At 62.6% G+C, this 13,472-nt stretch carries 12 protein-coding genes; all 12 read left to right on the forward strand.

Going from position 1 to position 13,472, the window contains the following annotated elements:
* The first annotated feature begins 122 nt into the window (after positions 1-122).
* The 12 genes from CK224_RS05725 (at position 123) to CK224_RS05780 (ending at position 13,364) form a co-directional block, all read left to right on the forward strand.
* Positions 123-941 (forward strand): N-formylglutamate amidohydrolase, encoded by an 819-nt coding sequence (locus tag CK224_RS05725; protein ID WP_095781099.1) that lies wholly within the window; start codon positions 123-125, stop codon positions 939-941.
* 22 nt (positions 942-963) lie between these two features.
* Positions 964-2,520: an amino acid permease gene (locus CK224_RS05730; RefSeq protein WP_067002581.1), complete on the forward strand. Its 1,557-nt coding sequence runs from the start codon at positions 964-966 to the stop codon at positions 2,518-2,520.
* Between the two features lie 87 nt (positions 2,521-2,607).
* Positions 2,608-3,978 (forward strand): glutamine synthetase family protein, encoded by a 1,371-nt coding sequence (locus tag CK224_RS05735; RefSeq protein ID WP_095781100.1) that lies wholly within the window; start codon positions 2,608-2,610, stop codon positions 3,976-3,978.
* Positions 3,979-4,049: 71 nt separating this feature from the next.
* Positions 4,050-4,460: a hypothetical protein gene (locus tag CK224_RS05740; RefSeq protein ID WP_095781101.1), complete on the forward strand. Its 411-nt coding sequence runs from the start codon at positions 4,050-4,052 to the stop codon at positions 4,458-4,460.
* Positions 4,450-4,866, forward strand: a complete 417-nt coding sequence (locus CK224_RS05745) for a type II toxin-antitoxin system VapC family toxin (protein ID WP_095781102.1) — start codon at positions 4,450-4,452, stop codon at positions 4,864-4,866. The genes CK224_RS05740 and CK224_RS05745 overlap by 11 nt, the downstream gene beginning before the upstream one ends.
* 24 nt (positions 4,867-4,890) lie before the next feature.
* Positions 4,891-6,276, forward strand: a complete 1,386-nt coding sequence (locus CK224_RS05750; RefSeq protein ID WP_095781103.1) for an aldehyde dehydrogenase family protein — start codon at positions 4,891-4,893, stop codon at positions 6,274-6,276.
* 18 nt (positions 6,277-6,294) lie between these two features.
* Positions 6,295-7,467: an iron-containing alcohol dehydrogenase gene (locus CK224_RS05755; RefSeq protein ID WP_095781104.1), complete on the forward strand. Its 1,173-nt coding sequence runs from the start codon at positions 6,295-6,297 to the stop codon at positions 7,465-7,467.
* A gap of 241 nt (positions 7,468-7,708) precedes the next feature.
* Positions 7,709-8,815 carry an ABC transporter substrate-binding protein gene (locus CK224_RS05760; protein WP_067002568.1) on the forward strand — a complete coding sequence of 369 codons (1,107 nt, stop codon included), beginning with the start codon at positions 7,709-7,711 and terminating at the stop codon, positions 8,813-8,815.
* A gap of 134 nt (positions 8,816-8,949) precedes the next feature.
* Entirely contained in the window at positions 8,950-9,795 is an 846-nt protein-coding gene (locus tag CK224_RS05765) for an ABC transporter permease subunit (RefSeq protein ID WP_170950271.1), read from the forward strand.
* On the forward strand, positions 9,792-10,583 hold the full coding sequence (locus CK224_RS05770; RefSeq protein WP_067002564.1) for an ABC transporter permease: 792 nt from the start codon (positions 9,792-9,794) through the stop codon (positions 10,581-10,583). The genes CK224_RS05765 and CK224_RS05770 overlap by 4 nt, the downstream gene beginning before the upstream one ends.
* Positions 10,584-10,610: 27 nt before the next feature.
* On the forward strand, positions 10,611-11,675 hold the full coding sequence (locus tag CK224_RS05775) for an ABC transporter ATP-binding protein (RefSeq protein WP_095778821.1): 1,065 nt from the start codon (positions 10,611-10,613) through the stop codon (positions 11,673-11,675).
* Between the two features lie 138 nt (positions 11,676-11,813).
* Positions 11,814-13,364, forward strand: a complete 1,551-nt coding sequence (locus CK224_RS05780) for a sodium:proton antiporter (RefSeq protein WP_067002561.1) — start codon at positions 11,814-11,816, stop codon at positions 13,362-13,364.
* The last annotated feature ends 108 nt before the right edge of the window (positions 13,365-13,472 follow it).

Below are 13,472 nucleotides of genomic sequence, written 5' to 3' on the forward strand. Positions count from 1 at the left end.
TCGCCGCCGTTTTCGGAATTCCGCGTTTGACAAAGCCGCGTAAACTGTATGAAATCATTCACAGGGGCGCAATGAGGCAAATTACGTAACATAAGATACAGCGCTCCCGAGGGGACGGCAGTATGGAGAAAGCACGGCGCGCCAGCCTTGCACCGTCGGAGACCGTGAGGGTGACCAACCCCGGCGGCTCGAGCCCCTTCGTCCTCACCTGCGATCACGCCTCGAACTTCCTGCCCGCCGAATTCGGAACGCTCGGGCTGCCCGCCGAGGATCTCTCCCGGCATATCGCCTGGGATCCGGGCGCGCTGCCGGTCGCCAGCCGGATGGCCGACGCGCTCGACGCCACGCTGGTCGAAACCCGCATCTCGCGCCTGGTGATCGACTGCAACCGCCCGCTCGACGCGCCGGACCTCGTGCCGCCGGTCAGCGAGGCGACGGCCATTCCGGGCAATTCGAATCTCTCCGGCAAGCAGCGCGCGGAGCGGATCGATCTCGCGTGGCGTCCGTTCCACGACACGATCGCTGAGATCATCGAGCAGCGGCTGGCGCTCGGGCAGGAAACGCGCCTGGTGTCGGTGCACTCCTTCACGCCGGTCTATAAGGGCAGGACCCGTCCCTGGCATATCGGCATCATCCATGACGACGACCGCCGGCTGGCGGCGCCGCTGATATCGGCGCTCAAGCGGCTCTCCGGCGTCACCGTTGGCGTCAACGAACCCTATTCGCCGGCCGACCGCGTCTATTTCACGCTGGAACGGCACGCGCGCTCGCGCGGCCTTGCCTGCGCGATGATCGAAATCCGCAACGACGAGATCTCCAGCGAGACCGGGCAGCGGAAATGGGCGGATTTGCTCACAGGCATATTCTCTAATCTGGAGCCCGAGGAGGCCAGGGGCTCCCGACAACGCGCAATGGGAAAGTCAGTACAGTCGGCCAGCTAAGAAACCACAGGGGACTTCCAACATGGCAGCAAATGACTACACCGAAGTCGACAAGGCTGAGGACATACAAGTCCTCCACAGCATGGGCTATGCCCAGGAACTGGAGCGGCGCCTCAGCCGCTTCTCGAATTTCGCGGTTTCCTTCTCCATTATCTGCATCCTGTCCGGCGGCATCAACTCGCTGGCGCAGGCGACCTCCGGCGCCGGCGGCATCGGCATCGGCATCGGCTGGCTGGTGGGCTGCTTCGTGTCGCTCACCTTCGCGGTCGCCATGTCGCAGATCAGCTCGGCCTATCCGACGGCCGGCGGCCTCTATCACTGGGGCTCGATCCTCGGCAATCGCGGCACCGGCTGGGTTACCGCCTGGCTCAACCTGCTTGGCCTGATCACCGTGCTCGGCGCCATCAATGTCGGCACCTGGACTTTCTTCGTCGGCGCTTTCGGGCCGGCGCTGGGCATTGAAAACAACCTGACCACCCAGACGATCTTCCTGGTCATCATCACCGGCGCGCAGGCGCTAATCAACCATCTGGGCATCAAGCTGACGGCAAAGCTCACCGACTTTTCGGGCTATCTGATCTTCTTCGGCTCGATCCTGATCGCGGTGGTCTGCCTGCTCTCGGCCGAGACCTGGGACTTCAGCCGCCTCTTCACCTTCCACAACTACTCAGGCGATGCCGGAGGCGGCGTGTGGCCGCAGGTTTCGAACGCCTGGGTCTTCGCGCTTGGCCTCCTGCTGCCGATCTATACGATCACCGGCTATGACGCCTCGGCGCACACGTCGGAGGAAACCATCAAGGCAGCTTCTTCCGTGCCGCGCGCGATGGTCATGTCGGTCATCTGGTCGGCGCTGTTCGGCTACCTGTTCCTGGCTGCCTTCGTGCTGATGATCCCGAACATGGACGAGGCCGCCAAGCAGGGCTGGAACGTGTTCTTCTGGGCCTTCGACCAGCGCGTCGGAACCGGACTGAAGGAGTTCGTCTATCTCGTCGTGTTCCTGGCACAGCTGCTGTGCGGCCTTGCCACCGTCACTTCGGCCTCGCGCATGATCTTCGCCTTCTCGCGAGACGGCGGCCTGCCGGGCTCGGCAGCGCTTTCCAAGGTCAGCCCGACCTATCGCACGCCCGTGGCGGCGATCTGGACAGCCTCGATCCTGTCGGTGCTGTTCGTGTGGGGCTCGTCGGTGGTCTCGGTCGCCGGCACCTCGGCCTACACGATTGTGGTGTCCTGCACCGTCATCTTCTTGTTCCTCTCCTTCACCGTGCCGATCGTGCTCGGCATGATGGCTTGGGGGACGCCGAAGTGGGACAAGATGGGGCCGTGGAACATGGGCCGCGGCATCTTCATGCTGTTCGGTCTGCTCTCGATCGTGTCGATGATCCTGATCTTCGTCATCGGCATCCAGCCGCCGAACGACTGGGCGCTCTACATCACCGTCGGCTTCTTCATCCTGACGGCGGTCGTCTGGTTCGCCTTCGAGCGCAACCGCTTCCAGGGGCCGCCGCTCGGCGACATTATCGCGGCGCGCCAGGCGGCGATCAAGGCGGCAGAGCAGGCGGTCGGCGAGACCGGCCACTGATATCGAACATCATCGCCCTGGCCGGCGTCACGCCGGCCAGGGCTTCGTTTCTCCCTTTCAATCGACAAGTGTTGGAGTGCCAAAGGAATGGCCGGGAATTTCTCGTTCGATCAGTTGAAGAAAGCGGTCTCGAACGGCGAGGTCGACACGGTGCTGGCCTGCATCGTCGACATGCAGGGCCGGCTCGCGGGGAAGCGCTTCCTGGCCCAGTATTTCGTCGATTCCGCGCATGGCGAGACGCATGGCTGCAACTATCTGCTGGCCTGCGACATCGATATGGAGCCGGTGCCGGGCTACAAGGCGGCGAGCTGGTCGAAGGGTTATGGCGACTTCGTCATGAAACCCGACCTGTCGACCCTTCGGCGCGTCCCATGGCTGGAGAAGACGGCGCTGGTCATCTGCGACGTGCTCGATCATCACGACCATGAGGACCTCGCGCATTCGCCGCGCGCGATCCTGAAAAAGCAGGTCAAGCGTCTGAGCGAGCGCGGCTATATCGGCTACTTCGCCTCCGAGCTCGAATTCTACCTGTTCAGCGAAACCTATGAATCGGCGCGCAAGAAGCACTGGCAAGGGCTCGACAGCGCTTCGCCCTATATCGGCGACTACCAGATCGGCATCACCACCAAGGAAGAAGGCGTCATGCGCCGGCTCCGCAACGAGATGGAGGCAGCCGGTATCCCGATCGAAAATTCCAAGGGCGAATGGGGTCCCGGCCAGGAAGAGATCAATGTGCGCTATGCCGAAGCACTCGAGATGGCGGATCGCCACGTCATCCTGAAGAACGGCGCCAAGGAGATCGCCGATTCCGAAGGCAAGGCCATCTCCTTCATGGCCAAGTACAATTACGGGCTCGCCGGCAATTCCAGCCACATCCATAATTCGCTGTGGAGCGCCGACGGCGGGACGCCGCTGTTCTTCGACAAAAACGCCGAATGGACGCTGTCGAGCCTCGGCCAGCAATGGGCGGCCGGCCAGCTCAAATACGCCAAGGAGTTCACCTGGTTCCTGGCGCCGTACATCAACTCCTACAAGCGCTTCCAGGCCGGCACCTTCGCGCCGACCAAGATCATGTGGAGCGAGGACAACCGCACGGCGGGATTCCGGCTGTGCGGCGAGGGTACCAAAGGCATCCGCATGGAATGCCGCATCGGCGGCGCCGATCTCAACCCCTATCTCGCCTTCGCCGCGCTGATCGCGGCCGGTCTCGCCGGCATCGACGAGAAGCTGGAGCTGCAGAAGCCGTTTGTCGGCGACGCCTATCAGGCGTCGCAACTGCCGGAAATCCCGAAGACGCTGCGCGATGCCGCCGAGACGCTGGAAGGCTCCACGATGCTGAAGCAGGCCTTCGGCGAGGAGGTAATCGAGCACTATGTCCACACCGCCCGCTGGGAGCAGTTCGAATACGACCGCCGGATCACGGATTGGGAACTGCACCGGGGGTTTGAACGCTACTAAAGCTGTAGTCGAACGTTGACTGAACCTAACTAAAGCTGTAGTCTTGGCTGGTTGAGTTCGGGAGCGTGAGAATGGGAAAGTATTCGCCTTTGCGTTCGTATCTTATGGCTCAAACCGGCGAGCGGGTTCCGATGTCGTTCAGCGACATCGAGAAGCTGCTTGGCGAAAAGCTACCGGCGTCCAAGCAGTATCCGGCTTGGTGGAGCAATAACCCCAGCAACAATCCAATGACAAAGGAGTGGCTGGCCGCGGGGTTCCAGACTGAGTCCGTCAATATAGCGGGCGAAAAACTGGTCTTTCGGCGCGTTCAGCCAGGTTCCGGCACTTCAAAGGGGTTCGGCGAATCGGCTCAGGCCGAGATCGGCGGGACACCGACACGGCACCCGATCTTCGGCTGCATGAAGGGAACGCTTACTATCCTCCCAGAGGTCGATCTGACGGAGCCTGTCGAGCAGGATTGGGGCAAGGTCTATGAAGACTGAGAACCTTCTGTTGGACACTTGCGCGGTCATCTGGATCTCGCAGGACGAACCGATAGCCGATGCGGCGACAACGGCTATCAGCAAGGCTCCTCAGTCCGGCACGCTGAACGTATCGGTCATGTCGGCATGGGAGATGGGCATGCTGGTGTCGAAGGGCAGGTTGCCGTCGACGAAGACGCCCGACCGTTGGTTCGACGAGTTCGTTGAGGCGGCGGCCGTCACAGTGGAAGGGGTGACGCCACGTATTCTCATAGCGGCCTCCTACCTTCCAGGTGTCGTTCACAGCGATCCAATGGATCGAATTCTGATAGCGACCGCGCGGGAGCGCGATTTGACTATCGTAACGCGTGACAGGGCCATTTTGGCCTATGCCGCGCAGGGTCATGTCAGAGCCATCGCCTGCTGAAAGAGTCAATTTGGAGACGTCTTCTTGGATACCGTAAAACTCAAATCACCCATCGACGGCTCGATCTATGCCGAGCGGCCGGTCGCGACGGATCAGGCGATCAACGCGGCGGTAGAGCGCGCCAGGGCGGCGCAGGAGAAGTGGGCCGAGACACCGGTCGCCGAGCGCGGCAAGTACATGCTGGCGATGCTGGAAGCGCTGGTCGGCATCAGCGACGAGATCGTGCCCGAGATCGCCTGGCAGATGGGGCGGCCGGTGCGCTATGGCGGCGAGTTCGGCGGCGTCAAGGAACGCACCAGCTACATGGTCGAGATCGCGGAAGCCGCGCTGAAGCCGATCATGGCCTCCAATCCGAAGGACGGCTTTCGCCGCTATGTGAAGAAGGTGCCGCTCGGCGTCGTGCTGGTGATCGCGCCGTGGAACTATCCGTATCTCACCGCGGTCAACACGATCGTGCCGGCGCTGATGGCCGGAAGCGCGGTCATCCTCAAGCATGCGGCGCAGACGCTGCTGGTCGGCGAGCGCTTCCAGCAGGCGTTCGACAAGGCGGGCCTGCCGAAAGGCCTGTTCCAGAACCTGGTCATGAACCACGACCAGACCGAAAGGCTGCTCGGCTCGGGCAAGATCGATCATGTCAACTTCACCGGCTCGGTCGCCGGCGGCCGGGCCATCGAGAAAGCCGCGGCCGGCACCTTCATGACGCTCGGCCTCGAGCTCGGCGGCAAGGATCCGGCATACGTTTTGCCCGACGCCAAGATGGACCATGCGGTCGCCAATCTGGTCGACGGCGCCTTCTACAATTCCGGCCAATGCTGCTGCGGCATCGAGCGCGTCTACGTGCACGAAAAGGTCTATGACGAGTTCGTCGAAGGTTTTGTCGCCGAGACCAGGAACTATGTCGTCGGCAATCCGCTGGAGCAGGCGACGACCATGGGTCCGATGGCGCAGGCACGCTTCGCCGACCTGATCCGCGAGCAAAAGGCAGAGGCGCTGCGCAAGGGCGCCAAGGCGCATATCGACATGAAGGTGGAGAACGACAGGCCGGGCTCGCCCTATCTGGCGCCGGAAGTGCTGACCGGTGTCGACCACCAGATGAGCGTCATGCGCGAGGAAAGCTTCGGCCCGATCGTCGGCATCATGAAGGTGCGCGACGACGAGGAAGCCATCGCACTGATGAACGACAGCCCCTATGGGCTGACGGCCTCGATCTGGACGCGCGACACCGAGCGCGCCGTGGCGATCGGCGACCGGGTCCAGACAGGCACCGTGTTCATGAACCGCTGCGACTATCTCGATCCGGCGCTGGTCTGGACCGGCGTCAAGGACACCGGCAAGGGCGCGGCGCTGTCTGCCATCGGCTACGACAACCTGACCCGGCCGAAATCCTATCACCTGCGCGAAGCGATCTGATTTTTCGAAAGACAATCCATGTCCAAGCTCACCTCCAAATGGAACTACCCCACCACCGTCCGCTTCGGCGCGGGACGCATCAAGGAACTGCCGGACGCGCTGGCCGCGGCAGGCATCAAGCGCCCGCTTTTCGTCACCGACCCGGGCCTGGCGAAGCTGCCCGTCGTCGCTTCGACACTGAAGATCCTCGACGATGCCAAGGTGCCTTATGGCGTCTTTTCCGAGGTGAAGCCGAACCCGGTCGAGTCCAACCTGACCGCCGGCATCGCCGTGTTCAAGAAAGGCAAGCATGACGGGGTCGTCGCTTTCGGCGGCGGCTCGGCGCTCGACCTCGGCAAGCTGATCGCCTTCCAGGCCGGGCAGACGCGTCCGGTATGGGATTTCGAGGACATCGGCGACTGGTGGACGCGCGCCAACTCGGAGGCGATCGCGCCGATCATCGCGGTGCCGACCACGGCGGGCACCGGTTCCGAGGTCGGCCGCGCCGGCGTCATCACCAATGAAGAGACCCACACCAAGAAAGTCATTTTCCATCCGAAGCTTCTGCCGGCGATCGTGATTGCGGATCCGGAGCTGTCGGTCGGCATGCCGCCCTTCATCACGGCCGGCACCGGCATGGACGCGCTCGCCCACTGCCTCGAAGCCTATTGCGCGCCGGGCTATCATCCGATGGCCGACGGCATCGCCGTGGAAGGCATCCGGCTGGTGTTCGAAAACCTACCCAAGGCCTTCGCCAACGGCAAGGATCTGGTCGCCCGCGCGAATATGATGAGCGCGGCCGCGATGGGCGCGGCCGCCTTCCAGAAGGGGCTGGGCGCCATCCACTCTCTGTCGCATCCGATCGGCGCGCTCTACGACACCCATCACGGCATGACCAATGCGGTGTTCATGCCCTATGTCCTCGCCTTCAACCGCGATGCGATCGAGCACCGCATCGCGCGGCTCGCGGCCTATTGCGGCATCAAGGGCGGCTTCGACGGCTTCGCGAAAGCCGTCATCAAATTGCGCAAGGAGCTCAAGGTGCCGCATGCGCTGCCCGGCCTGATCAAGGGCCTCGAGATGGACAAGAACCGCAAGACACTGATCGCCGACATGGCGGTGGTCGATCCGACCGCCGGCGGCAATCCGGTCAAGCTCACCAAGAAAGGGGCGCTTGCTCTGCTCGAAAATGCCATCGCAGGGTCGGTCTAAGACAATATGCAGCGGAAAGTTGATCTGGAAACGAGAGGAAAGGAAAGGGCAACGGGCGGAATGCAAGGACGAGAATAATTAGCCGGAAAAAGAATCGCGAAGCGATTGCTACAGCCGGTTAAAGAGAGTTTACTTTTTCGTGTTGCGGGGTGCCGCTTTCACAAAGCTTTCATCTGGCTGTCACACGAAAACGATACCGCATCGCAGGCGTCCAATGGCGTCAGTTCAACGGAGAGAACACATGTTCAAATTCACGGGGAAAGTGCTTTCCCTTTCGGCCGCGGCGCTGTTTGCGTCGACGGTGATTTCGTCCGCCGACGCGATGGACGATCTCGTCAAGGCGGCGAAAGCCGAGGGCCAGCTCACCACCATCGCGCTGCCGCACGACTGGTGCGGCTACGGCGACGTCATCGCCGGCTTCAAGGCGAAGTATCCGGAGATCACCGTCAACGAGCTCAACCCGGATGCAGGCTCCGGCGATGAGATCGAGGCGATCAAAGCGAACAAGGACAACAAGGGCCCGCAGGCACCTGACGTCATCGACGTTGGCCTGTCCTTCGGTCCGTCCGCCAAGAAGGACGGCCTGATCCAGCCTTATAAAGTCTCGACCTGGGATTCCATTCCGGACAGCGCCAAGGACGCTGACGGCTACTGGACAGGCGACTATTATGGCGTGCTCTCGTTCCAGGTGAACAAGGATCTGGTCAAGGAATCGCCGACCGACTGGGCCGACCTGCTGAAGCCTGAATTCGCCAACTCGGTTGCCCTTGCCGGCGATCCGCGCGCTTCGAACCAGGCTATCCAGGCCGTCTACGCCGCCGGCCTTGCCAGCGGCGCTGCCGCTGGCGAAGCCGCAGGCACTGCCGGGCTCGAATTTTTCAAGAAGCTCAATGCCGCTGGCAACTTCGTGCCGGTCATCGGCAAAACCGCGACGCTCGCCCAGGGCCAGACGCCGATCCTCGTCACCTGGGACTACAACGCGCTCTCCGGTCGCGACACGCTGAAGGGCAATCCCCCCGTTGACGTCATTGTGCCGAAGACCGGCGTTGTCGCCGGCGTTTACGTGCAGGCGATCAGCGCTTACGCGCCGCATCCGAATGCGGCCAAGCTTTGGCTGGAATATCTCTACTCCGACGAAGGCCAGATCGGCTGGCTGAAGGGCTATTGCCACCCGATCCGCTTCAACGATCTCGCCAAGAACGGCAAGGTTCCGGCGGATATGCTGGCGAAGATGCCTCCGGCCGAGTCCTATGCAGCCGCGGTGTTTCCGACGCTCGATGAACAGGGCAAGGCAAAAGAAGCCATCACCAAGAACTGGGACGCCGTTGTCGGCGCCAATGTGAAGTAAGCATTAATACGGTCCGGGCGGCCCGATGGCCGCCCGGACTCCCTTTCCAAAACGGTAGCCGGCGCATGACCGATCTCTCGGTTTCCAATCAGGCAATTGCGGGCAAGGCCGCGCCCCCCGGCGAAGCGCGCGCAATGCGGCTGCCGACGCATTGGCTTGGCGTAACGCCGTTCTTCGTCTTCGCCGTCATGTTCCTGATCCTGCCCACGCTCTACTTGATGCTGGGCGCCTTCCAGAACGAGGCGGGCGAGTTCACGTTCGCCAACATCGTCGCGCTCTTTTCGGCCAACATCGTTGCCGCCTACTGGATTTCGATAAAGGTCAGCCTGGCGTCATCGCTGATCGGCGCCTTCGCCGGTCTTGCCATCGCCATCGCCATCGTGCGCGGGGGCCTGCCCAACTGGATACGGTCGGGGACGCTGACGTTTTCCGGTGTCGCGTCCAATTTCGCCGGAGTGCCGCTGGCTTTCGCCTTCATCGCGACGCTAGGCCGGCTGGGCCTCGTCACCGTGCTGCTCAACACCCTGGTCGGCTTCAACATCTATGCGCATGGCTTCAACCTGCTGTCGTTCTGGGGTCTGACGATCACCTATGTCTATTTCCAGATTCCGCTGATGGTGGTCATCATCGTGCCGGCGATCGACGGGCTAAAAAGGGAATGGGGCGAAGCCGCCGCCACGCTCGGCGCCACCCAGGCGCAATACTGGCGCTTGGTGGTAATCCCCGTGCTGTGGCCGAGCTTCCTCGGCACCGTGATCCTGCTCTTCGCCAATGCCTTCGGGGCGATCGCCACCGCCTATGCGCTGACCGGGTCCTCGCTCAACATCGTGCCGATCCTGCTCTACGCCCAGATCCGCGGCGACGTGCTGCACAATGCCCATCTCGGTTACGCGATCGCCTTCGGCATGATCGTCATCACCGGGCTTGCCAACATCTTCTACATCTGGTTCCGGACGCGCTCGGAGAGGTGGCTGAAATGAAATCCGGCAGGTTCTGGGCCTGGGTCGTCTTTGTCCTCGGCGCGGCGTATTTCTTCATCCCGCTGATCGCGACGATCGAGTTCTCGCTGCGCATGCGCCGCGGCGTCTATTCCCTGGACGCCTACAAGGTCGTGCTCGGCGACAGCCAGTTCCAGGCGACCTTCATGTTTTCGGTGGTCGTCGCCATCTTCACAATTCTCCTCGGCGTGCTGATCGTCGTGCCTACGGCCTACTGGATCCGCCTTCGCATGCCGCAGATCAGGCCGATCGTCGAGTTCATCACGCTGCTGCCGCTGGTGATCCCGGCCATCGTCATCGTCTTCGGCTATATCAGGATGTATGGGTCGAATTCGCCGCTGCCGTTCCTGGCAACCAATCCAGGCGCGAATGCTCTGCTGGTCATCGGCTATGCAACGCTTGCACTGCCATACATGTACCGCGCCGTCGACACCGGGCTTCGCACCATCGACGTGCGCACGTTGACGGAAGCGGCGCAGATCCTGGGCGCCGGCTGGGGCACGATCATCAGCCGCGTGATCCTGCCCAATGTGCTGATCGCCGTGCTTTCGGGCGCATTCCTGACGTTCGCCATCGTGATCGGCGAATTCACCATGGCCAGCCTGCTCAACCGGCCGGCATTCGGCCCGTATTTGCAGAATCTTGTGGCCAACCGCGCCTATGAGCCGGCGGCGCTGTCGATCATCGCGTTCGTCATAACCTGGGGCTGCATGTCGCTGATCCAGATCTTGTCCCGTTTCGCGCCGAAATCGGCGAACCGCCCCAATTGAGCGAAGTACCGACCGAAAGAAAAAGCCATGGCCGAGCCGTTCCTCTCCATCCAGCATGTGCGAAAGTCCTTCGGCGCCACAACCGTGGTCGAGGATTTCAACCTCGATGTCGCGCCGGGCGAATTCGTCTCCTTCCTCGGTCCGTCCGGCTGCGGCAAGACGACGGTGTTGCGCATGGTGGCCGGCTTCGAGGAGCCCTCGGCCGGCAAGATCGTGGTTAGCGGCAAGGACATCACCAGGCTGAAGCCCAACCAGCGCAATATCGGCATGGTGTTCCAGGCCTATGCGCTGTTTCCCAACCTCACTGTGGCGCAGAATATCGGGTTCGGACTGAAGGTGGCGGGCATGCCCAGGGCGGCCATCGATTCCCGTGTCGCGGAGATGCTCGACATCATCAGGCTGCCGCAGATGGCCGACCGCTATCCCTACCAGCTCTCCGGCGGCCAGCAGCAGCGCATCGCGCTGGCGCGCGCCATTGCGCCGAAGCCGAAGCTTTTGCTGCTCGACGAGCCGCTGTCGGCGCTGGACGCCAAAGTGCGCATTTCGCTGCGAGAGGAAATCCGCTCGATCCAGAAGAAGCTCGGCATAACCACCATCTTCGTGACGCACGACCAGGAAGAGGCGCTGTCGATCTCCGACCGCATCGCGGTCATGTATGGCGGCAAGGCCGAGCAGGTCGGCACGCCGTTCGAGATCTACAACCGGCCGGCGACCAAATTCGTTGCCAATTTCGTCGGCACGCTCAACGTCCTGGAAGGCAAGGTCACCGATGCCGCGTCCGGCAAGGTGCAGGTCAACACGCAGGAAGTCTCGCTGAAGGGAAAGCTCAACGGCTCGAAGTCCGGCGACACGCTGTCGCTGGCGCTGCGGCCCGAAGCGATTTCGCTCGGACGCCAGCCGGGCCACGACACCAGCCTTTCGGGCGAGATCGCCGAAGTGCATTTCCTCGGCTCGGTCATCCGGGTGCGCGTCGGCATCGGCGGCAACACGGTATCGCTCGACACCTTCAACAACTCGGCGACGCCGCCGCCTGTCGTCGGCGAGAAGGCGGACATCTCTTTCTCGTCGGGCGACATGCTGGTGCTGCACTAGGGTGAATAGTGAATAAGTGAATGGTAGTCGGCGAAGAGAGCACGTTACGTGCTCGAATTCTCTCTGATGATGCCCGTTCACCATTCACCATTCGTTTTTTGCAGTGCCAAAGGCCTGGTTCCATCGCTACGATGAGTCATGGCGCTTTTCGAGCTCACCCTCATTCTGCTTCTGATCGCCGTCGGGCTGACAGCGTTGTCGCGATGGCTGGGGATACCTTATCCCTCCCTGCTGGCCTTGGCCGGAGTGGGGATCGCCTTTCTGCCAGGTGCGCCGACCATCGAGATCGACCCGGAACTGGCGCTTGCCCTGTTCATCGCGCCGGTGCTTCTCGATGCCGCCTATGATACGTCGCTGCGCGACCTGAAGCGCTACCGGCTGTCGCTGGTGCTGCTGGCGTTGGGCGCGGTTGTCTTCACCACCGTGGTCGTCGCCTTCGTCGGCTGGAAGATGGCCGGTCTGCCGATCGCGGCGGCGATCGCGCTCGGCGCCATCGTCGCGCCGCCGGACGCCGTGGCGGCGAGCGCCGTGCTCGGCCAGTTCAAGGTGCCGCACCGCCTCAACGCCATCCTGCAAGGGGAGAGCCTGCTCAACGACGCCACGGCGCTTCTGATCTACCGCATCGCCGTTTCGGCCGCGGTCGGCTCGGTCATGCTGAGCGATGCGGTGCCGGTGATCCTTCTGTCGACGGTCGGCAGCGTCGCCGCCGGCTATCTGTTCGGCCGCCTCTCGCTGCTGACGCTGACGCGCATCGAGGATGCGGCAAGCAGCACCGTGGTGCAGTTTGCCGGAACCTTTGCCGTCTGGATCATCGCCGACAGGATCGGCCTTTCCGCCATCATCACCATCGTCGTCTATGCCATCACCATCGCGCGCACCGCGCCGCGCCAGATGTCGGCCAGACGCCGCGTCAGCACCTACTCGGTCTGGGAGTCGGCAGTGTTCGTGCTCAATGTGCTGGCTTTCGTGCTGATGGGCCTGCAGGCCCGGTCGATCGTCGGCAGGCTCTCCGGCGATGGGCAGGGCGATGAATTTGTCTTCGCCGCAACGGTGCTGGCCGTTGTCATCGTGGCACGCCTCGTCTGGGTGTTTGGTTACGTCGCGATCATACGGCGGTTCGCCCGCTTCGACAGCAAAGAGCAAAGGCGGGATGCGCCGACATTCGGGGGCGCCTTGCTTGTCGGCTGGTGCGGCATGCGCGGGCTGGTGAGCCTGGTGGTGGCCATTGCATTGCCGGCCAATTTCCCTGGCCGGGACCCGATCGTGCTTGCCGCCTTCGCGGTCGTGCTCGGCACGCTGGTGCTGCAAGGCATGAGCCTGAAGCCGCTGCTGCGCTGGCTCAATTTCGAAGAGGATACGACGATAGATCGCGAAGTGGCGCAGGCACGCGTTGCCATCATGGAAGCCGCGCTCGACGTCCTGAGCCGCAAGACGTCTGCCGCTGCCGACGTCGTGCGCGAGCAGTACGAGGCCCAACGCAAGATCGCCGAGAATCCTGAGGATGCGCAGGCGGCCACCGAATACGACCGACTGCGCCTCTACGCGATCAAGCGGCAGCGCGATAGGCTCGAAGAATTGCGCCGCGACGGTACGATCGGCGACGAAGCCTATCACCGTCTGGAAGAAGAAATCGACTGGTCCGAGCTGGCAGCATCGCCGGCGGGGCGGTTCCAGTCGCTCACGACCTAGACGATGCCAGGGTCGGCGGTCATGACTGGACCATTCCGCACGTCGATGGCGTCCATTGCAACGCCGTGGCCGAGGCGCTAGTGCCGTGGCCGGATATTCAGCCGGTTA

Origin of the sequence: Mesorhizobium sp. WSM3862, assembly GCF_002294985.1 — a bacterium.
Classification (GTDB): Bacteria; Pseudomonadota; Alphaproteobacteria; order Rhizobiales; family Rhizobiaceae; genus Mesorhizobium.

Excerpts from the sequence above, each read along its gene's own strand:
- CK224_RS05725 (WP_095781099.1), top strand. The coding sequence starts at position 123 with ATGGAGAAAGCACGGCGCGCCAGCCTTGCACCGTCGGAGACCGTGAGG.
- CK224_RS05730 (WP_067002581.1), top strand. The coding sequence starts at position 964 with ATGGCAGCAAATGACTACACCGAAGTCGACAAGGCTGAGGACATACAA.
- CK224_RS05735 (WP_095781100.1), top strand. The coding sequence starts at position 2,608 with ATGGCCGGGAATTTCTCGTTCGATCAGTTGAAGAAAGCGGTCTCGAAC.
- CK224_RS05740 (WP_095781101.1), top strand. The coding sequence starts at position 4,050 with ATGGGAAAGTATTCGCCTTTGCGTTCGTATCTTATGGCTCAAACCGGC.
- CK224_RS05745 (WP_095781102.1), top strand. The coding sequence starts at position 4,450 with ATGAAGACTGAGAACCTTCTGTTGGACACTTGCGCGGTCATCTGGATC.
- CK224_RS05755 (WP_095781104.1), top strand. The coding sequence starts at position 6,295 with ATGTCCAAGCTCACCTCCAAATGGAACTACCCCACCACCGTCCGCTTC.
- CK224_RS05760 (WP_067002568.1), top strand. The coding sequence starts at position 7,709 with ATGTTCAAATTCACGGGGAAAGTGCTTTCCCTTTCGGCCGCGGCGCTG.
- CK224_RS05765 (WP_170950271.1), top strand. The coding sequence starts at position 8,950 with ATGCGGCTGCCGACGCATTGGCTTGGCGTAACGCCGTTCTTCGTCTTC.
- CK224_RS05770 (WP_067002564.1), top strand. The coding sequence starts at position 9,792 with ATGAAATCCGGCAGGTTCTGGGCCTGGGTCGTCTTTGTCCTCGGCGCG.
- CK224_RS05775 (WP_095778821.1), top strand. The coding sequence starts at position 10,611 with ATGGCCGAGCCGTTCCTCTCCATCCAGCATGTGCGAAAGTCCTTCGGC.
- CK224_RS05780 (WP_067002561.1), top strand. The coding sequence starts at position 11,814 with ATGGCGCTTTTCGAGCTCACCCTCATTCTGCTTCTGATCGCCGTCGGG.